At 65.5% G+C, this 19,133-nt stretch carries 16 protein-coding genes and 1 riboswitch; of the genes, 8 read left to right on the forward strand and 8 right to left on the reverse strand.

All coding sequences use genetic code 11. The annotated features are described in order from the left end of the window. Positions 1-43: 43 nt before the first annotated feature. On the reverse strand, positions 44-595 hold the full coding sequence (locus MRY80_RS11200; protein ID WP_293291038.1) for a hypothetical protein: 552 nt from the start codon (positions 593-595) through the stop codon (positions 44-46). Between the two features lie 98 nt (positions 596-693). Continuing rightward, on the reverse strand, positions 694-2,490 hold the full coding sequence (gene recQ / locus MRY80_RS11205; RefSeq protein ID WP_293291040.1) for a DNA helicase RecQ: 1,797 nt from the start codon (positions 2,488-2,490) through the stop codon (positions 694-696). A 192-nt stretch (positions 2,491-2,682) separates the two neighbouring features. On the opposite strand from recQ, the gene MRY80_RS11210 reads away from it, so the two are divergent. Further along, positions 2,683-3,051 (forward strand): DUF423 domain-containing protein, encoded by a 369-nt coding sequence (locus MRY80_RS11210; protein WP_293291042.1) that lies wholly within the window; start codon positions 2,683-2,685, stop codon positions 3,049-3,051. A gap of 39 nt (positions 3,052-3,090) precedes the next feature. On the opposite strand, the gene MRY80_RS11215 is transcribed toward MRY80_RS11210, so the two are convergent. The 6 genes from MRY80_RS11215 to MRY80_RS11240 all read right to left on the reverse strand — a co-directional run bounded on the left by MRY80_RS11215 (position 3,091) and on the right by MRY80_RS11240 (position 7,824). Further along, the gene (locus MRY80_RS11215) at positions 3,091-3,312 is read right to left on the reverse strand and encodes a hypothetical protein (protein ID WP_293291044.1); all 222 of its coding nucleotides are present in this window, start codon (positions 3,310-3,312) and stop codon (positions 3,091-3,093) included. A gap of 11 nt (positions 3,313-3,323) precedes the next feature. Continuing rightward, complete coding sequence (locus MRY80_RS11220; protein ID WP_293291045.1) at positions 3,324-3,806, reverse strand: hypothetical protein; 483 nt, start codon at positions 3,804-3,806, stop codon at positions 3,324-3,326. Further along, complete coding sequence (locus MRY80_RS11225; RefSeq protein WP_293291046.1) at positions 3,799-5,067, reverse strand: agmatinase family protein; 1,269 nt, start codon at positions 5,065-5,067, stop codon at positions 3,799-3,801. The genes MRY80_RS11220 and MRY80_RS11225 overlap by 8 nt, the downstream gene beginning before the upstream one ends. After that, a complete protein-coding gene (locus MRY80_RS11230; RefSeq protein ID WP_293291048.1) occupies positions 5,060-5,866 on the reverse strand; it encodes an ATP-binding cassette domain-containing protein in 807 nt (268 codons plus the stop codon). The genes MRY80_RS11225 and MRY80_RS11230 overlap by 8 nt, the downstream gene beginning before the upstream one ends. Continuing rightward, entirely contained in the window at positions 5,863-6,684 is an 822-nt protein-coding gene (locus MRY80_RS11235; RefSeq protein WP_293291049.1) for an ABC transporter permease, read from the reverse strand. The genes MRY80_RS11230 and MRY80_RS11235 overlap by 4 nt, the downstream gene beginning before the upstream one ends. Before the next feature lie 78 nt (positions 6,685-6,762). After that, complete coding sequence (locus MRY80_RS11240) at positions 6,763-7,824, reverse strand: putative urea ABC transporter substrate-binding protein (protein WP_293291051.1); 1,062 nt, start codon at positions 7,822-7,824, stop codon at positions 6,763-6,765. Positions 7,825-7,919: 95 nt separating this feature from the next. After that, a riboswitch (guanidine-I (ykkC/yxkD leader) is annotated at positions 7,920-8,020 on the reverse strand. A 469-nt stretch (positions 8,021-8,489) separates the two neighbouring features. Between MRY80_RS11240 and MRY80_RS11245 the strand changes: the two genes are divergently transcribed. From MRY80_RS11245 to MRY80_RS11275, 7 genes are all read left to right on the forward strand, one after another. Continuing rightward, positions 8,490-10,097, forward strand: a complete 1,608-nt coding sequence (locus MRY80_RS11245; protein WP_293291052.1) for an ABC transporter substrate-binding protein — start codon at positions 8,490-8,492, stop codon at positions 10,095-10,097. 198 nt (positions 10,098-10,295) lie between these two features. Next, positions 10,296-11,252: an ABC transporter permease gene (locus tag MRY80_RS11250; RefSeq protein WP_293291053.1), complete on the forward strand. Its 957-nt coding sequence runs from the start codon at positions 10,296-10,298 to the stop codon at positions 11,250-11,252. A gap of 10 nt (positions 11,253-11,262) precedes the next feature. Then, on the forward strand, positions 11,263-12,327 hold the full coding sequence (locus MRY80_RS11255; RefSeq protein WP_293291054.1) for an ABC transporter permease: 1,065 nt from the start codon (positions 11,263-11,265) through the stop codon (positions 12,325-12,327). 2 nt (positions 12,328-12,329) lie between these two features. After that, positions 12,330-13,982, forward strand: a complete 1,653-nt coding sequence (locus tag MRY80_RS11260; RefSeq protein WP_293291056.1) for an ABC transporter ATP-binding protein — start codon at positions 12,330-12,332, stop codon at positions 13,980-13,982. Between the two features lie 343 nt (positions 13,983-14,325). After that, the gene (locus tag MRY80_RS11265) at positions 14,326-14,475 is read left to right on the forward strand and encodes a hypothetical protein (protein ID WP_293291058.1); all 150 of its coding nucleotides are present in this window, start codon (positions 14,326-14,328) and stop codon (positions 14,473-14,475) included. 92 nt (positions 14,476-14,567) lie between these two features. After that, positions 14,568-15,839, forward strand: coding sequence for an efflux RND transporter periplasmic adaptor subunit (locus MRY80_RS11270; RefSeq protein WP_293291059.1), 1,272 nt, complete (start codon positions 14,568-14,570; stop codon positions 15,837-15,839). Beyond that, positions 15,836-19,012: an efflux RND transporter permease subunit gene (locus MRY80_RS11275; protein ID WP_293291060.1), complete on the forward strand. Its 3,177-nt coding sequence runs from the start codon at positions 15,836-15,838 to the stop codon at positions 19,010-19,012. Before MRY80_RS11270 ends, MRY80_RS11275 begins: the two co-directional genes overlap by 4 nt. Positions 19,013-19,133: the final 121 nt, after the last annotated feature.

The following is a 19,133-nucleotide window of genomic DNA, read 5'->3' on the forward strand; positions in this document are numbered from 1 at the left end:
GATTTCATATGCTCGCAGGGCGAGGTGCAAGCGTGGGCTGAGCCTACCGTGAGGACGAGAACACGCAATTTGCCATCTCTTCCGCGATGATGACTTCCGCCGCCTGTTCGATGCGCTTGCGGTCGCGGCGGTCCAGTTTGGCGTCATCGAGCACCTGCCGCAGATTGCCGCGTGCGCGCTCGGCCAGGATTTCCGCCCGCGCCCGGCTGCCGTCGATCGTTGCGTCGAAGGCGCTGCGCGCAGCGGTAATGGCGGCGGCCTCGATGTCGGCGATCGGGACCGGGGCGGCGGCGGGCTTGCGTGTCGTTTCGGCCGGGGCGGCAACGGGACCGTTCGCGCCGAAGCGCCGGTCGATCTCGGCGTCATAAGCGGCCCAGGTGGCGTCCGCCTCGGCCCGGCTCATCCGGTTTTCGGCCACGGAGGTTTCGATCAGCGACAGCAGGTCGCGCTGCATCTGCATCACCCCCATGGTCGCGCGCACTTCCGGGACGCAATGGGCGAGGCTTTCCTCGATCCATGCCGCCGCGTCGAACGGCGCGCCGGTGGCCGGATCACGGGGTTTGGCGGACCTCTTCCGTTTCAGGAAACCGAACATGTTTGCCTCCAGGACGGGAGCATGCAGCACGGGCCGTCATGCCACAGTCGCTCTCAGGCTATGGGCGCTTGCCGTCCCTGTCCACCGTCGCGACGCGTTCAGGCTGCTGCGAAGCCGCGGATTTCCTCGATGAACGCGTCGGCGAACCGTTCCAGCTTCGCCTCGCCGACGCCGTGCAGCCGGGCGAAGTCGCTCTTCGTGGTCGGCTGCGACTTCGCCATCTCGATCAGCGTCCGGTCGGAGAAGATGACATAGGCGGGTACGGAGCGCTCGCGTGCCAACTCGCTGCGGCGCGCCTTCAGCCGGTCGAAGAGCGGCTGCGGAACATCGGCGTCGAGCGTGGCGGCGGGGGTGCGCGCAGGCTTGCGCTGGGCGCGGATCAGGTCGGGCCGATAGCGGAATTCGGCCTCGCCGCGCATCAGCGCCTGGCCCTTGTCGGCAATCGACAGCCCGCCATAGCCGGCGACGTCGAGCGTCAGGAAGCCGCTGCCGACGAGCTGGCGGATCAGCGACTGCCAGACATTGCGCGGCTGGTCGCGGCCGGACGCGAAGACCGGCAGCTCGGTGTGGCCGAATTGTTGCGCCTTCGGGTTGGCCTTGCCCAGCAGCAGGTCGGCCAGATGCGTCGCGCCGAAGCGCTCGCCCGTCATCTCGGCAGCGAGCAGGATCTTGCGGGCGTCCTCGGTGCCGTCGACTGTCTCCACCGGATTGAGGCAGACGTCGCAATTGCCGCAGGGTTCCGACGTCTCGCCGAAATAGGACAACAGGCTCTGGCGGCGGCACGCGGGCGCCTCGCAATAGGCGACCAGCGAATCCAGCCGCTTGTGCTCGCGCCGCTTGCGGTCATCGTCGGTCTGTTCGCCGTCGATGAAGCGCCGCCGCATGGAGATGTCCTGCAGGCCGAAGACCATGTGCGCGTCGGCGGGTTTGCCGTCGCGCCCGGCGCGGCCGATCTCCTGGTAATAGGCGTCCAGCGTGCCCGGCAGGTCGGCATGGAAGACGAAGCGGACGTCGGGCTTGTCGATGCCCATGCCGAAGGCAATCGTCGCGCAGACGATCACGCCGGGCTCGGTCATGAACAGCGCCTGCGTCTCGGCCCGCTGCTCGGGCGAAAGGCCTGCATGGTAGGGCACGGCGTGGTAGCCGTTCTGCGACAGGAACTCCGCCAGTTCCTCGCTGCTCTTGCGCGACAGCGCGTAGACGATGCCGCTTTCGCACGGCCGGTTCTCCAGGAACGCCAGCAACTGCTTCTTGGTGTTCAGCTTCGGCTCGACCGTGAGGCTGATGTTCGGACGGTCGAAACCGGCGACATATTGCTCGGCGTCGCCGGCAAACAGCTTCTCGACGATGTCGCGCCGCGTCGCCTCGTCGGCCGTCGCCGTCACCGCGCCGATCGGAACGCCCGGAAACGCCGTGCGCAGCGCCTGCAGCATGTCGTATTCGGGCCGGAACGAGGCGCCCCATTGCGAGATGCAATGCGCCTCGTCGATGGCGAAGAGGGTGACGCCGATCTTCTGCAGGGCGGCGATCATCCGGTCCGTCATCAGCCGTTCGGGCGCGAGATAGAGGATGCGCACCTGACCGGCCGCCACGCGCCGCCAGATCGCGACATTCTCTTCGCGGCTGGCCGCGGAGTTGATCGTTTCGGCCGCGACGCCGGCCAGTTTCAGTGCCGCCACCTGGTCGGCCATGAGCGCGACCAGCGGCGAGACGACGATTGTCAGCCCGCCCTTGACCAGCGCCGGCACCTGGTAGGTGAGAGACTTGCCGGCCCCTGTCGGCATGACGGCGAGCACGTTGCGATTGGCAAGAAGGCAATCGACGATTCCCTCCTGTCCGGGACGGAAGCTGTCGAAGCCGAAGACCTCTTTCAATACGGCGTGCTTGGCGGACATGGGGCCTGTCGGTTGGGCGTCAGAAGGGGAATCGCGGGTGAACGCCTCAAGGATTAGGCGGGCGAGGGGGCGCGTGCAATCGAAACGGGCCAATCGCCGGTGGACAGGTCCGTCGCGCCGCATGCGCCCATCTGTCATGGTGTCGCTTGCGCGGCCGATCGGCTAAGGCTGCGGGCCAAGGAGACAGATCACATGAGCGAACGATCGGGCAGCAACGCCATGGCCCTTCTCGGCGCCGGCATCCTCGGTTTCTGCGGCGTCGGTGCGGCGGCGATGAGCGCGCATGCGGGCGACGATCCGCGACTGGCGAGCGCCGTGGCGCTTGTCTGCCTTGCCCACGCGCCGGCGTTGCTGGCGATCGGCCTGTCGGCGCGCCGCGACATCGTGCTGCGCCTCGCCGCATTGCTGCTTTTCGTCGGTGCGGCGCTCTTCTCCGGCGACATCGCGTTGCGCCTGTTCGGCTACGGCCGGCTCTTCGCCATGGCCGCACCGGCCGGCGGCATGACCATGATGGCCGGCTGGATCGCCGTCGCGATCGCAACATTCACCGCCCGCCGCTGACACAGCCGTGGGATGCGTCCTACATGCCGCGCCTGCCGGTCAGTCGCGCCTGTCTTTCGCCCGTACCGACCGCAGCAGGCTCGAAACGCTGAAGCCGGCGAGGTAGAGCCCCGCCGCGATCAGGCCGACATGGAAGGGTGAGGCCAGCACGTGGCTGACGATCCCGCCCTCCACGGCCGCATGCGAACCCGTGTGTGCGAGGGTTCCGGCGGGCGCGAGCGCCGCGACAAGAGCGGCAAGGGCGATGGCGGTATCGATCACGGACGGCTTCCTCATGTCTCCTGGCGGGCGGCGAGGATCTCGGTGAGATCGACATCGGCGCGCGCGGTCAGCGAGACATAGGTAAACGTCATGGTTTCACGTTCCGTTACCATCTCGCCCGGATAGGGAAGATAGACAAGTTCGCGCGATCCGAAGGCGGGCGAGGCCGTGCCGAGCTGCCATTTGCACTCGATCTTCGTCTCGACCAGGTGCATGGCGAGCCCGTCCGCACCCGCGCGCTTGAACGGCACGCCGGCCACGCGCAGGAACGATGTCTTGTCGCCGGCCTTGCGATAGCCGTCGAGAAACGCCGTCGACAGGACCCGCAATTCCTCGGCCCGCTCCTTTGCCGCGTCGCCATGGACATGGCTGTGCAGATGGTCGCCATGGTCGTGGGCATGGTTGTGCCCGACGCCATGGTGATGGTCATGCATGTGATCGTGATCATGATGGTGCTGATGGTGGCCGTGGCCGTGATGATGGTCGTCATGCATTTGATTTCAGCTCCCAGCCCTGCGTGCCGACATCCGGGCCGGCGGGAATCTGCACCGGCTTGTCGATGATGGCCTTGTGCGATCCCATCTTGCCGTGGCTGACCAGCGTGCCGAGCACGTCGACGATGACGCGGGTCGCCAGAAGCGCGGTGATGTCGGACGTGTCATAGGGCGGCGAGACCTCGACGACCTCGAGACCGCAAATGCCTTCCGCTGCAACGAGCGAGACCAGTTCCAGCGCCTCGCGCGGCAGGAAGCCGCCGGGCTCTGGCCAGCCGGTGCCGGGCACGAAGCCGCAATCGACCGAGTCGATGTCGAACGAGATATAGACCGCGTCGGCGTCCTTCCATGCGAGTTCCAGCGCGCGGGCCGCGGTTTCGCCAAGGCCCATTTCCTCGATGTCGCGCATGGTGAAGATGTTGGTGTTGCGCTTGCGCGCCTCCTGAACGCCCTCGCGCGGCACCTGCCAGCCGCCGATGCCGACCTGCACCAGGTTTACCGCCGGCACATTGGCGAGGTCGGTCGCGTGGAACCACGGCGTCGTGTGCATGCGCTCGTCGAGATCCTTCTCCTGGATGTCGATGTGGCGGTCGAAATGCACGATGCCGATGCGCTTCGAGGTGCATTGCGCGATGCCGCGCACGCAGGGAAAGCCGATCGAATGGTCGCCGCCGATCATGATCGGCAGGGCGCCGGACGAGGCGACATGGGAGACGGCGCGGGTGATCTGATCGAACGTCTTCTCGATATTGGCGGGGATGGTGAAGACGTCGCCGACATCGCAGAGCGTCATCTGTTCGCGCAGGTCGATGCCCATCTCGTAATTGTAGGGCGTGTAGAGCGCGGAGATCTTGCGCACGCCCTGCGGGCCGAAGCGGGTTCCGGGCCGATAGGTCGTGCCGCCGTCGAAGGGTATGCCGATGATCGCGGCGTCATAGGCGCCGACCTTCGTCGCGTCCTCGATATAGGGCGCCTTCAGGAAGGTGTTGATGCCGGCATAATGCGGCAGTTCTCCGCGCGCGAAGGTCGGGATCGACTTGTCTTCCAGCGAATCCGAGCCGGTCAGGCCCATCCGCAACGCCCAGGCGCGCTCCTGCTGCCATGCGGCCGACGGCAACTGGCCTTCCTTCTCCGCCGCCTTCCATCCGCGCATGTTCAGCTTGTCGAAATCCGGGTGGTGCAGGCGTCGTGTCTCGGTCCGGTCCGCCACACCCGCCTTGCGCGCGCCGCGCGCCGGTTTCGACGAAAAAATGTCACGCATCTGGAGCGTCTCCTCTTGTTGTGTTCTTCAGCGCGAAAAGCGCCTTTGCATCGGGGTAGGTCTGCACGCCCGGCCGGTCGAGCGGCAGGTCGTAGGTGATGGTGGCGCCCCAGCGTTCCGGCGCCGCGGGGTCGTGGCGGATCTTGTCGAAGACGAGCACCCGGGTGCCGAGCTTGAAGGCCTCGTGGATGTCGTGCGTGACCATGAAGATGGTCATGGAGAGTTCCCGCCAGAGTTCGGTCAGCAATGCCTGCATGTCCGCGCGGATGCCGGGGTCGAGCGCGCCGAAGGGTTCGTCCAGCAGCAGGATCTTGGGCTTTTTCAAGAGCGCCTGAGCGATGGCGAGACGCTGCTGCATGCCGCCGGACAGTTGTGCCGGGTAGCGGCTGCGCGCCTGCGCCAGCCCGATGCGCTCCAGCGTCTCGGCGATGTCGTCGCGCGCCCTGGCCCGCGCGCTGCCGCGCAGCCGGCCGGTGAACGGGGCGGCGTCGAATTCCGCCGACAGGATCAGGTTTTCCTCCACCGTCAGATGCGGAAAGACGGAATAGCGCTGGAAGACTATGCCGCGATCGGGCGTCGGTTCGGAGGGCAGGACCTCGCCGTCGATCAGGATCTGGCCGCGCGACGGCGTTTCCTGCGACAGAAGCATGCGCAGGAAGGTCGACTTGCCGCAGCCGGACGCGCCGACGATGGTGCACAGCGCGCCGGCCTCGATGTCGAGATTGAGCCGTTCCAGCACGATCGTGCCGTCATAGATCTTGGCGACGTTCTGGACGGAGACTTTCGGCTGGTCGCTCACAGGCTCTCTCCGTGCATGTGGTACCACGGGAAGGCGCGGCGCGAGGCCATCAGCAGCAGCCGGTCGAGAATGAAGGCGAGCAACGTGATCCACACGACATAGGGCAGGATCACGTCCATCGCGAGATAGCGCCGCACCAGGAAGATGCGGTAGCCGAGTCCGGAAGTCGAGGCGATCGCCTCCGCCGAGATCAGGAAGATCCAGGCCGGCACCAGGCCGAGCCGCATCGCGGTGATCAGCTTCGGCAGGATTTGCGGCAGCACGACGCGCACCATCATCTGCCATACGGACGCGCCCAGCGTTTCGGCCTTGATGATCAGTTCGCGCGGGATCTCCATCACCGATTGCGCGACCGAACGGATCATCACGGGCGCGGTGCCTATGACGATCAGCATGACCTTGGAGACCTCGCCGAGGCCGAAAATGATGAACAGGATCGGCAGGATCGTGATCGGCGGAATGAGCGAAAAGGTGGCGATGAACGGCGCCAGCGACGCGCGTGCATGCGGAATGAAGCCGATCAGGATGCCGAGCGAGAGCGCCAGGACCACCGCAACACCCATGCCGGCCGCGAGCCGCTCAAGGCTGTCCAGCGTGTCGACCCACAACAGCAGGTCGCCGGAGCGCCGGTCGGGCGTGAACGCCATGCGGCCGAAGGCGGCGGCCATGTCGGGCAGCGACGGCAAGAGCTTGTCGGCCGGATTGTCGAGCCGCCGGTAATGGCTGGCGACGGCATAGGCGATGATTGCCGCGAGGAACGGCGCCATGCCGAGCGCGAAGGCGGCGACGCGGGACGGTTTGCGGTTGATCAGGCGCATGGCGGCTCCGGAGCTGCGACCCAGTGGGACAACCAGGGGAGGGGACCCGGCGCGGCTCGCGCCGGGCCCCCGTTGCGGTCAGAGCGCGCCGTCGGCGGCCATCTGCATGTAGGTCGTGTCGAAGCGCAGCTTCGCATTGTTCTCGTCGCCATAGACGGAGCCGTCCGGAAACGAGACGCCGACGAATTCGGGGCTGGGCGCGCCCTCGCCGAGAATGCCCTTGTCGAACAGGAACTCGGCGACGAACTGCATGGTCTTCGGCAGGTCGGCCGATTCCGTGAAGGCCACCGCGTCTCCCGGTGCGTAGAACATCTCGGTGGAGGCGAGCTGGGCCTCGTATCCGGCGAGGTCCGTGCCCGACGCTTCGGCCATGGCGGTGAGCGCCGCCTCGTCGCCGCCGGCCATCAGGCCCATCACCTCGTACCATGCGCCGACAAGCGCCTTGCCGAAGGCCGGATTGTCGGCGAGCGTGTCGGTGTTGACCATCATGATGTCGATGATCTCGCCCGGAATGCCGGCCGAATCGAACACCTTGTTGGCGTTGGGCTGCGCCATGATCTCCGAGACCAGCGGGTTCCAGGTGACGACCGCGGTGACGTCGTCCGTCGAATAGGCTGCGATCATGTCCGCGTCCGACGTGTTGACGACCGTCAGGTCCTTCTCGGACAGGCCGACCGAATCGAGCGCGCGGGCGAGCAGGTAGTGCGACACCGACAACTCGACGAGGTTGACGTTCTGCCCGGCGATGGCCGCGAGGTCGTCCGTGTCCTTGAGGATGATGGCGTCATTGCCGTTGGAATAGTCGCCGACGATCAGCGCGGTCGTGTCGATGCCGCCGCCGGCGGGGATCGACAGCGCGTCCATGTTGGTCATCGAGCAGCCGTCATATTCGCCGGCCGTGTACTGGTTGATGGATTCCACGTAGTCGTTGATCTGAACGATCTCGACGTCGATGCCGTATTTCTCGGCCCATTTGTCCATGATGCCGGAATCCGACAGATAGCCCCATGGCATCCAGCCGACATAGATCGACCAGCAGACCTTGAAATCGGTTTTCTCTTCCGCCGCCGCGCCAGTGGCGGAAAGGGGTAGCGCCAACGTCGCCGCCAGGCCGAGGGTGGTGATGAATTTTGCGATCATGCTCCTGCCTCTCAAGTTTCACGCGGACGGGCCGCATCCATGGGAGGTTCGAGCGCACAACCGGGAGAGGTCTGCGCGCGCAAACCTGTGCAGTTGTCTCCCGGGATTTTGCCCCGCCGTGTCACCGCCGGTTCCTGGCGGCTTGCACCTCTCGGACCAGTCGTCCTTGCGGACCGGAACCCTAGGCGCCTCTGCACGTCTCAGGGGCAAGCAAGGCCTGTGCCAGCCACGGTTTTGCGGTTCTGGCGGTCCGAATCGCGCTGTTTGGGGCGCAAGTCTGTGAGAAATTGTGCATCAGCCGGCGTGGCACGGTTATTTTTTGGGCGCCTGGTTGCCGAAGGTGAAAAAATCTCTGTTGCACAGGCCGGCAATCCTGTTTGCCCGTTTCGTTGTCTAGCGATGTCGAGTGGAGTTTCGAGCCTGTATTGCCCGCCGAAGTCCTCAGTTTACCTTGCGTCCACCGGCAAGAACAACGGTTGCCGCCATGCCCGCCGCGTCCCGGGAAAAATCAGCCGAACGGGTGGTCCTGTCCGATTGTTCGTGTTTATGTTCCTAAATGTCGCAATTTGACTACCCGAATTGTGCTGGGCGTTTGACCCTAGCGACGGGTGTAGAGCGCGTCCGGCGCTCGCCAACACAGCCATAACTGAGGAGGCATTTTTCATATGCGAAAAGATTCCAAGCAAAGCATGATCGACCGCATCGCCGAGGAAGCGCGCCGCGGCAAGATTTCGCGCCGCGATTTCATGCACTACTCGATCGCCGCGGGCGTGACCGCGACGACCGCCACCGGCCTGTGGACGACCACGGCTGCCGCGCAGCCCAAGAAGGGCGGCACGTTCCGGTGGGGCATTCATGACGGCAACACCTCCGACACCCACGATCCGGGCACCTATGTGACCCGCCAGATGATCTTCCTGGCGCACCAGCACCGCAGCTACCTGACGCAGATCGAACCCGACAATTCGCTTGGCCCGGATCTGGCGACCAGCTGGGAAGCCACGCCGGACGCGACCGAGTGGACCTTCGAAATCAATCCGAACGCGACGTTCCACAGCGGCAAGCCGGTCGTTGCCGACGATGTCATCGCCTCGCTCAACCACCACCGCGGCGACAGCACGACCTCGGCCGCCAAAGCGCTGCTGACCGACGTGACCGACATCGTCAAGGACGGCGACCACACGGTGGTCATCAAGCTCGGACGCGGCATCGCCGACCTGCCGTGGCTGATGACGGACTACCACCTCGCGATCTGCCCGGCCAATGATGACGGTACGATCAACTGGCAGTCGGGCGACGGTTGCGGCCCCTACAAGATCGAGGACGGCGAATTCGGCGTCAGCTGGAGCCTGACCCGCCACGACGGCTGGCACGGCGAGGGCGCCTATTTCGACGGCGTCGAACTGATCGTCCTCAACGACCCGAACGCCCGCCAGACCGCGCTGGTCACCGGCGACGTGGATTCGGTTTCGCTCATCGACCTGAAGACGATGGCGCTGCTGCAGCGCGACAAGAACATCCAGATCGACAACATCCCGTCGGGCGCTGCCATCACCATGCCGATGCATTGCGACACGGCGCCGTTCGACAATGTCGACGTGCGCAAGGCGCTGAAGCTGGCGATGAACCGCGACGACATCATCGAGAAGATCGCCTTCGGCGCGGCCACGAAAGGCAACGACTTCCACCTTTCGCCGGTGCAGCCTTTCTGGCCGGACGACATTCCGCAGCACGACTATGACCCGGACCAGGCCAAGTCGCTGCTCAAGAAGGCCGGCCACGACGGCCTGTCGATCAACCTGTCGAGCGCGGAAAGCGTCTTCTCGGGCGCCGTCGACATGTGCGTGCTCTACGCCGAACACGCCAAGGCCGCCGGCATCAACATCAATGTCGTGCGCGAGCCGAATGACGGCTACTACTCCGATGTCTGGCTGAAGAAGCCGTTCCAGGCCGTGTCCTGGGGCGCCCGCCCGACGCCGGACGTCATGTTCACGCTCGCCTACAAGTCGGACGCGGCATGGAACGAGAGCCGTTGGCAGAACGAGCGGTTCAACGAGCTGCTGCTCCAGGCCAAGTCGGAACTCGACGACAGCCTGCGCGGCGAGATGTATCGCGAGATGTGCCAGCTCATGCATGACGACGGCGGCACGCTGCTGCCGTTCTTCAACAACTTCGTCTATGCGCGCCGCTCCAATGTGCAGCGTCCCGACCAGGTCGCCGCAAGCTGGGCCTGCGACGGTGCCCGCGCGCCGAGCCGTTGGTGGTTCTCGTAAGCTGAACGAAGGTCCCGCGCGGCGCACCCTTGCGCCGCGCGGGATTTGCAATTGGACGATGCCCGTTTCTTGCGGCATCGTTGACCAGCCCCGGTACGGGCTCCAGGCGACCCCTTGAATAAAGATTCCTGTCTGAGCCAATGCCGGGACGACCCAGTCGGTGGCATCCTGCTGCCGTTGCAGTCTGGAGGGACATAAATGGGGGACATACTCAAGCTCGTGGCGAGGCGGCTGCTCTACGGAGTGCTGACCTTGCTGGTGGTTTCGTTCCTGATCTTCATTGCCGTGGAATTGCTGCCCGGGGACATCGCTGAAGCCGTGCTCGGTCAGGGCGCCACGCAGGAAACGGTCGCCGCCATGCGCGAGCAACTCGGCCTCAACCAACCCTGGTTCGTACGCTACTTCCAGTGGCTCGCCGGGGCGGTGCAGGGTGATTTCGGCATCTCGCTCGTCAAGCAGGAGCCCGTCAGCGCGTCGATCGGGCCGCGTTTCGCCAGCACGCTGTTCCTGGCCGCCTATGCGGCGGTGATCGCCGTGCCGATCGCGATCACGCTCGGCGTCATCGTCGCGCTGCTGCGCAACACGATCTTCGACCGCGTCGCCAACGTCCTGACGCTGACCTCGATCTCGTCTCCCGAATTCTTCCTGGGCTACATCCTCATCCTCTATTTCGCGGTGAAGTGGAGCATGTTCCCCGCCATCGCCAGCATCAGCGACGGGATGAGTTTCCTCGAACTGCTCCAGCGAACGTTCCTACCGGCCCTGACGCTCGTGCTCGTCGTCACCGCGCACATGATGCGCATGACACGGGCGGCGATCATCAACTTGCTGGCCTCTCCCTATATCGAGATGGCCCGGCTGAAGGGTGTTCCGCCATGGAAGGTGATCGTCCGGCACGCGCTGCCGAACGCCTGGGCGCCGATCATCAACGTCGTGGCGCTGAACCTCGCCTATCTCATCACCGGCGTCGTGCTGGTCGAGGTGGTGTTCGTCTATCCGGGCGTCGGCCAGTTGCTCGTCGATGCGGTCAGCAAGCGCGACTTCCCGGTCGTGCAGGCCTGCTGCCTGATCTTCGCGGCGACCTTCATCCTGCTCAACCTGGCAGCCGATGTGGGCGCGATCCTCACCAATCCGCGTCTGCGGCATCCGAAGTGAGGGGCTGGACATGAGCTATTTCGTTATCGGCTATTACGCCTTCCTCATCGGTGTGTCCTGCCTCGCCGCTTACTACAAGCAGCGCTCGGCCTTCATGCTGCTCTTCTCGCTGACGCTGGTTTCCTTCGTCCTCGGGATCATCGGCGGCGTGTCCGCGCTGCGCTTCGTGGCGGGTGCCGCCGCGATCCTCGCATTGGCCGCCGGCACCTCCTACGCGTTCAAGGAATTCCTTGTCGCCATTGCGCCGGTGAACCTGGCCAAGGAGCTTCGCACCGCGCCGCTCACCGCGTCGTTTGGCATGTTCGTGATCTTCACCTATGCGATCGCGGGCATCTTCGCGCCGTGGATCGCGCCGCACGGCCAGTCGGAGGTGATCTCGTCGGCCTTCGCGCCGCCGGATGAAACCATGCTGCTCGGTGCCGACCAGCTTGGCCGCGACATCTTCAGCCGCATCATCTTCGGTGCCCGCAACTCCGTCGGCCTGGCCCTGATCGCGACGCTACTCGCGTTCTTCCTGGGTGCTGCCGGCGGGCTCTTCGCAGCGACGAAGGGCGGATGGCTGGACACGGTCCTGGGTCGCGTCGCCGACGTGATCATGTCGGTTCCGTCGCTGATCTTCGCCCTGCTGATGCTGTCGATTTTCGGCACCGATCTGTGGGTGATCGTTCTCGTGGTCGCGGTGATCTATTCGCCACGCGTCTTCCGCCTGTCACGCGCCGTGGCCGGCAACGTGGTCGTGATGGACTATATCGAGGCGGCGAAGCTGCGCGGCGAGGGCACCTGGTACCTGATCCGCAGGGAAATCCTGCCGAACTCCACCGCGCCGCTGATCGCGGAATTCGGCCTGGAGTTCTGCTTCGTCTTCCTGCTGATCGCCGGGCTTTCCTTCCTCGGTCTCGGCATTCAGCCGCCGACGGCCGACTGGGGCTCCATGGTGCGCGAGACGGCGACGCTGATTTCCTTCGGCGACATGACCCCGCTGATCCCCGCCGCCGCGATTGCTCTTCTGACGGTCGCGGTCAACTTCGTCGTTGACTGGATGCTGTTCCGGTCGTCCGGCCTGAAGGAGCAGTAATCATGACAAAGAGCAAGAAAGACGTTCTCCTGAAGATCAGGGATCTACGCATCGAAGGCTATGCCGACGAGGAGTGGATGGAGATCGTGCACGGCATCGACCTGACGCTGCATCGTGGCGAGGTGCTCGGCCTCATTGGCGAGTCGGGTGCCGGCAAGTCGACCATCGGTCTCGCATCGATGGGCTTTGCCCGGGACGGCTGCCGGATTTCCGGCGGCTCGATCGAGTTCGACGGCATGGAGCTGACGACGACGCCGGAATCGGTGCTGCGGGCGCTGCGCGGTTCGCGCATCGCCTATGTGGCCCAGTCGGCCGCCGCCTCCTTCAACCCGGCGCACAAGATCATCGACCAGCACACCGAGGCGCCGATCCAGTACCGGATCCAGAAGCGCATGGAGGCCCAGGAAGACGCGATGGAGCTCTATGAGCGCCTGCGCCTTCCCAACCCCCAGGAAATCGGCTTCCGCTACCCGCACCAGGTGTCGGGCGGCCAGTTGCAGCGCGCCATGACCGCCATGGCCATGGCCTGCCGCCCGGATCTGATCATCTTCGACGAGCCGACCACCGCGCTCGACGTGACGACCCAGATCGAGGTGCTGGCGGCGATCCGCGACATCGTCGACCAGTTCAACACCGCCGCCATCTACATCACCCACGACCTCGCCGTCGTGGCGCAGATGGCCGACACCATCAAGGTGCTGCTCAAGGGCAACGAGGTGGAAGAGGCGCCGACGGTGCAGATGCTGGAAAATCCGAAGGAGGATTACACCAAGAGCCTGTGGGCCGTGCGCAGCTTCGAGCGGCCGCAGAAGTCGCGCCCGGGCGGCGGCGCCGTTCCGGTCGTCTCGGTGCAGAATGTCGATGCCGCCTACGGCACAACCAAGGTCTTGGAGGATGTGTCCTTCGATATCTATGACGGCATGACCGTCGCCGTTGTCGGCGAGTCGGGATCCGGCAAGTCGACCACCGCGCGCTGCATCACCGGCCTCCTGCCGCCGACCAAGGGGCAGATACTGTTCCATGGCCAGGCACTGCCGCCGAGCTACAAAAACCGCTCCAAGGAGCAGCTCCGCCAGGCGCAGATGATCTATCAGATGGCCGACACGGCGCTCAATCCGAAGGTCCGTATCAGCGAGATCATCGGCCGCCCGGCGCGCTTCTATAGCGGGCTGCATGGCACGGCGCTGAAGAATCGGGTCGACGAACTGCTCGACATGATCGAGCTGGAGCCGTCGCAATATTACAACCGCTTCCCGACGGAACTGTCAGGCGGGCAGAAGCAGCGCATCGGCATCGCCCGGGCGTTGGCGGCCGAGCCGTCCTTCATCATCTGCGACGAGGTGACGAGCGCCCTCGACCAGCTCGTCGCCGAGGGCATCCTGAGGCTGCTCGACAGGCTGCAGAAGGAACTGAACCTCGCCTACATGTTCATCACCCACGATCTGGCGACGGTTCGCGCCATTGCCGACGAAGTGGTGGTGATGCAGCGGGGCCGGGTCGTGGAGTTGGGGCCAAAGGACGAGATGTTCCAGCCGCCGCACCATCCCTACACGGACCTGCTGCTGTCCTCGGTTCCCGAAATGGATCCGAACTGGCTCTCGACCCTGTTGGAAGAGCGTGGCGTCGACAATGTCGGCGAAGCCGCGACGGCCTGACGGTACAAAAAAGCGAAGCCGGCAAGGCCGGCTTCGCGGAAACTCGAATGTCGCAGGAAAATCTGCGGGCGGCGGACCGCTCAGGTCATCGCCATCGCCGACAGCACCATCGTCGCAACGAGAATGCCGTAAACGCCGAGCAGCGCAGGCCAGGAGGCGCCACGCATGCGGTATTCGCGGATCAGTTCATCACGGGTCATGATCGCCTCCTTTCGTCGATAGTGATCAGTCTCGTTTGGTATTCCACACCGGGTCTTGCCGGCGTGTTCCAGCCAAAGCGCACTGACACAAACTTGGTGCGCGATCAAGGCGGAATCATGGGCGGGAGCTATGTGATTTTCACATGGCCGAAGCGCGCCTCGATCATGGCTCGTCCGGCCGCCATGCCATCACCGGTCGCGGCCATCGTCTGAGCGCGACTTTGTCTCATCAGGCAGAGATTGTTGCGCTGCAAGATTACAAATTTTTAATGATGCATTTTGCGCGTGCCTGAAGACGCATCTCCGCTATATTTTTCCGAAATCTGTTGTTTTTTGGGTTCGGGCCGCCTCACGCGGTCATGCGCGGTCGGGGCCGCCGAGATTTATGAAAATTTGGAAACAGCTTGTCCTTTCAGCCGTGGTCCTGGTCGCGGCCTTCGCCGCCTGGGTGGCTTTCTATCCCGGCGCCGGCGAGGTTCTCGCGCGCTACGGCATCAACATTTCGTCCGGCGCGGCCGGTGAGGCGCAGACCGCAGGCGGTGCGCCTGGCGCAGGCCGGCCCGGCGCCGGTGGTCCGCCCGGCGGACGAGGGGCGGGCGGGTTTTCGCGCCAGGCCCTCGTGGTCGTCGCACCCGCCGGCGAGGGCATCGTCAACGACCGGCTGACCGCCATCGGCACGGGCCAGCCCGTGCGCACTGTCTCCATTCGGCCGCTGGTGGCAGGCCAGATTGCCGACATTCCGGTCTCGTCCGGCGCGCATGTGGCGGCCGGCGACGTGATCGTCCAGCTCGATTCCGCCGAGGAGGAGCTCGCCGTCGAGCGGGCGCGGCTGAACGTCACCGACGCCGAACGCAAGGCGACCAGGCTCGAAAGCCTCGCCGAACGGCGCGCCATCAGCTCCGTGGAGGCCGACACGGCGCGTAGCGAGCTCACCGCGGCGAGCGTCGCGTTGCGCGAGGCCGAGCTCGCACTGGCACGTCGCACGGTCACCGCGCCGATCGCCGGTTCGCTCGGCATACTGGCGGTCAACGAGGGCGACTATGTCACCAACCAGAGCGACATCGCCACGATCGACGACCGCAGCGCGATCCTGGTCGAGTTCTACGTGCCGGAGCGTTTCGCGGCCGCGATGACGGTCGGCAAGGCCGTCTCCGCCACGGCGATCGCGCGTCCGGGCGAAGTCTTCGAGGGCGAGATCACCGCCGTCGACAACCGGGTCGACGAGGCCAGCCGCACCTTGCGGGTGCGCGCCCGCATCGCCAACGAGCAGGACCTGTTGCGCGCCGGCATGTCGTTCGAGGTGAGGGTGCGCTTTTCCGGCGAGACCTATCCGGCGGTCGATCCGCTGGCGATCCAATGGGATTCAGTCGGCGCCTATGTCTGGCGGGTGGCCGACGGCAAGGCCGAACGGGTCGATGTCGTGATCGTCCAGCGCAATGCCGATCGCGTGCTGGTGAAGGCCGACCTCGCCGAGGGCGACCAGGTGATCACCGAAGGCGTCCAGAACGTCCGCAGCGGCGGCGCCGTGCAGGTCGCGGGCGCGCCGGCGGCACCCGGCGGACAAGGCCAGCCGCCGGCCGGCGGCGCACCGCGTCGCCCGGGCGGAGCGCCCGGAGGGCAGGCTCCTGCCAACCGCGGTCAAGGAGCGGGCTCATGACGGACGCAACGATCGGTGAATCCGCGCCATCCGGCGGCGAGCCTGTGAAGAATGCAGAACCGATCGGCTCGGGCAGCGCGTCGATCTTCGTTCGGCGCCCGGTCCTGGCACTGGTCATCAACCTTCTCATCGTCGTCGCCGGCCTTGCCGGCCTCTATGGCGGCGAAATCCGCGAACTGCCGGATGTCGACCGGCCGGTGATCACCGTGACGACCACCTTCAGCGGCGCCGCACCGGAAACCGTCGACCGTGAGCTGACCGCGCTCGTCGAGGGCGCCGTGGCGCGTGTCTCCGGCGTCGCCTCGATCTCCTCGTCTTCCTCCTTCGGCCGCAGCCGCGTGACCATCGAATTCTCCGAGGACACCGATCTAGCGACGGCGGCTGCCGATGTGCGCGATTCCATCGGGCGGATCACCAACCAGTTGCCCGACAGCGCGGACGAACCGCGCATCGTCAAGGCGGACGCGGACGCGAGCGCCGTCATGCGTCTGGCCGTCACCTCCACCAACCTTTCCGTGCAGGACATGACGGTGTTCGTCGAGGACGAGGTCGTCGATCGGCTCTCGGCCGTGCCCGGCGTCGCCGACGTCCAGGTCTATGGCGACCGCGACAAGGTGTTCCGCATTGACGTCGACCAGTCGCGGCTGGCCGCACTGGGTCTGACGGTCGGCAATTTGCGCAACGCGCTGGCGGGCGCCTCCTATGACGTGCCGGCGGGCTCGCTGACCGCCAACACGCAGGACATCGTGGTTCGCGCCACCGCCGACATCGCGACGGTGGAGGATTTCGAGAACCTGCACCTCAACGACCGGGTGCAGATCAGGGACATCGCCTCCGTGACGCTTGGTGCAGACCCGGGCGAGTCCTCGCTGCGCGCCAATGGTGCGACCGGCATCGGCCTTGGCATCGTGCGCCAGGCGAAATCGAACACGCTGGAGATTTCCGAAGGCGTGCGGGCGGCTGCCGACGACCTGCGCTCCATCCTTCCCGACGGCATGGACATTCGCGTCACCAGCGACGACGCGACCTTCATCCGCGGCTCGATCGAGGAGGTGCGACGCACGATCCTGATCGCCGTGGGGATCGTCGTCGCGATCATCTTCCTCTTCCTGCTCGACTGGCGGGCGACGCTGATCCCGACGGTCACGCTGCCGATCGCGCTGATCGGCACCTTCGCGGCGATCTACCTCGCCGGTTTCTCGATCAACATCCTCACCTTGCTCGCGCTGGTCCTTGCGACCGGCATGGTGGTCGATGACGCGATCGTCGTGCTTGAAAACATCGTCCGCAAGCGAAACGAAGGCCTCGGTCCGCGCGCCGCCGCCGTGATCGGGACGCGCGAGGTGTTCTTCGCCGTCATCACGACGACGGCGACTCTGGCCGCGGTCTTCATCCCGATTTCCTTCCTGCCTGGCCAGGCAGGAGGCCTGTTCCGCGAATTCGGTTTCGTGCTGGCCTTCGCCGTCACGCTCTCGAGCGTCGTCGCGCTGACGCTGTGCCCGATGCTCGCCTCGCGGCTGATCCGCCGCCAGGAAGGCGCATCGAAACCCAACCCGACGCCGCTTCATCGCTTCGGCGGATGGCTGGCCGGCTTCTATCGCAGCCTCTTGCGTATCGCGCTCGACGCGCCAGCGGTCGTGTTCGTTGTCGCGCTGATCGCCATCGGTGCTGCACTGGTGCTGGGCCGCACGATCCCGCAGGAACTCACCCCTCGCGAGGACCGCGCAGTGGCGTTGATGCGCGTGTCGGCGCCGCAGGGTGTCAGCCTCGAATTCACCCGTGCCAAGATGCGCGAGATCGAGCAACTCGTGCTTCCGCTGCGCGAGGCGGGCGAGGTGGACAACATCTTCTCCATCGCCGGGCTCGGCTCCAGCTCCAACAGCGGGTTCATGGTGCTGTCGCTGGCGCCGTGGGAAGATCGCGAGCGCAGCCAGGCCGAGATCGTTGGAGACATGAACCGGCTTGCCAGTCAGGTGCCGGGCGTGCGCGCCTTCGCCATTCAGCCCAACAGCCTCGGCATTCGAGGCGCCGGCAACGGCCTGCAATTCGCGCTTGTCGGCAACAGCTATGACGCGCTCGGAGACGCCGCCACCAAGATCGTCGCGATCATGGAGGGCGATCCGCGCTTCCAGCAGGTGCGCCTGTCCTACGAGACGACGCAGCCGCAGCTTTCCGTGCGCATCAATCGCGAGCGCGCCACCGATCTGGGCATCGATATCGCCGGATTGGCCGAAGCCATGCAGGCGTTGCTCGACGGCAGCCAGGTGGCGCAAGTCTTCATCGAGGACCGCTCCTTCCCGGTCAAGCTGGTCTCCACCACGACGCCGATCAACGACCCGACCGATCTGGAGGCGATCTATCTGCAGACCGGCGACGGGCGCATAGTGCCGATGTCGGTCATCGCGGAACTGGAGGAAAGGGCGGTCGCGCCGAGCCTCAATCGCGAGCAGCAGATGCGCTCGGTGTCGTTGCAGACGAACCTGGCGGACGGCTTCGCGCTCGGCGAGGCCTATAACGAGATCGTCCGCATCGCCGAACCGCTTCTGCCGCCCGGCTCGCGCGTGATCCCGCTGGCCGAGGCCGCCACGCTCGACCAGTCCTCGCGCGACATGGCGTTCACCTTCGGCGTGGCGATCGTCGTCGTGCTACTGGTGCTGGCGGCGCAGTTCGAGAGTTTCGTGAGCGCGCTGATCATCATGACCACCGTACCGCTCGGCCTGGCCTGCGCGGTCTTCGCCATGGCGCTGACGGGCACCAGCCTCAACGTCTACAGCCAGATCGGCCTCGTGCTGCTTGTCGGGGTCATGGCCAAGAACGGCATTCTGATCGTCGAGTTCGCCAACCAGTTGCGCAATCGCGGCCGGTCGGTGCGCGAGGCGATCGAACAGGCCGCCAACATCCGGCTGCGCCCGGTCATGATGACGATGATCTCGACGGTGCTCGGCGCCTTGCCGCTGATCTTCGCCTTCGGTGCCGGTGCCGAGGCGCGTACGGCCCTTGGCTGGGTGATTGTCGGCGGGCTTGGTCTGGCGACGCTCGCCACCCTGTTCCTGACGCCTGTCGCCTATCTCGTCTTCGCACGGCTGTCTTCGCCGAGCGCTGCGAGCGAGGCGCAATTGCAGCGCGAATTGCAGGAAATGACCGAACGCGAGGCCGCGGCCGGCTCGAACTGAGCCGGCCCGCCTTCCGACCCCGGCCGCCGGAATCCGTCGCCGCTCTTCTCTTGCCGGTTGAATTCGTCTAAACGCCAAGAAACCTTGGGCGGTCTTGAGGGCTGTCAATACTCAAGCGTAT

The sequence above is a fragment of the Oricola sp. genome (assembly GCF_022763245.1).
Lineage (GTDB): Bacteria > Pseudomonadota > Alphaproteobacteria > Rhizobiales > Rhizobiaceae > Oricola.

What these genes read in the sequence shown, in the direction of transcription:
- MRY80_RS11210 (WP_293291042.1), top strand. Translation starts at nt 2,683, where the DNA reads ATGAGCGAACGATCGGGCAGCAACGCCATGGCCCTTCTCGGCGCCGGC.
- MRY80_RS11275 (WP_293291060.1), top strand. Translation starts at nt 15,836, where the DNA reads ATGACGGACGCAACGATCGGTGAATCCGCGCCATCCGGCGGCGAGCCT.
- MRY80_RS11260 (WP_293291056.1), top strand. Translation starts at nt 12,330, where the DNA reads ATGACAAAGAGCAAGAAAGACGTTCTCCTGAAGATCAGGGATCTACGC.
- MRY80_RS11220 (WP_293291045.1), bottom strand. Translation starts at nt 3,806, where the DNA reads ATGCATGACGACCATCATCACGGCCACGGCCACCATCAGCACCATCAT.
- MRY80_RS11245 (WP_293291052.1), top strand. Translation starts at nt 8,490, where the DNA reads ATGCGAAAAGATTCCAAGCAAAGCATGATCGACCGCATCGCCGAGGAA.
- MRY80_RS11235 (WP_293291049.1), bottom strand. Translation starts at nt 6,684, where the DNA reads ATGCGCCTGATCAACCGCAAACCGTCCCGCGTCGCCGCCTTCGCGCTC.
- MRY80_RS11200 (WP_293291038.1), bottom strand. Translation starts at nt 595, where the DNA reads ATGTTCGGTTTCCTGAAACGGAAGAGGTCCGCCAAACCCCGTGATCCG.
- MRY80_RS11255 (WP_293291054.1), top strand. Translation starts at nt 11,263, where the DNA reads ATGAGCTATTTCGTTATCGGCTATTACGCCTTCCTCATCGGTGTGTCC.
- MRY80_RS11270 (WP_293291059.1), top strand. Translation starts at nt 14,568, where the DNA reads ATGAAAATTTGGAAACAGCTTGTCCTTTCAGCCGTGGTCCTGGTCGCG.
- MRY80_RS11250 (WP_293291053.1), top strand. Translation starts at nt 10,296, where the DNA reads ATGGGGGACATACTCAAGCTCGTGGCGAGGCGGCTGCTCTACGGAGTG.
- MRY80_RS11265 (WP_293291058.1), top strand. Translation starts at nt 14,326, where the DNA reads ATGGCCGAAGCGCGCCTCGATCATGGCTCGTCCGGCCGCCATGCCATC.
- recQ (WP_293291040.1), bottom strand. Translation starts at nt 2,490, where the DNA reads ATGTCCGCCAAGCACGCCGTATTGAAAGAGGTCTTCGGCTTCGACAGC.
- MRY80_RS11240 (WP_293291051.1), bottom strand. Translation starts at nt 7,824, where the DNA reads ATGATCGCAAAATTCATCACCACCCTCGGCCTGGCGGCGACGTTGGCG.
- MRY80_RS11225 (WP_293291046.1), bottom strand. Translation starts at nt 5,067, where the DNA reads ATGCGTGACATTTTTTCGTCGAAACCGGCGCGCGGCGCGCGCAAGGCG.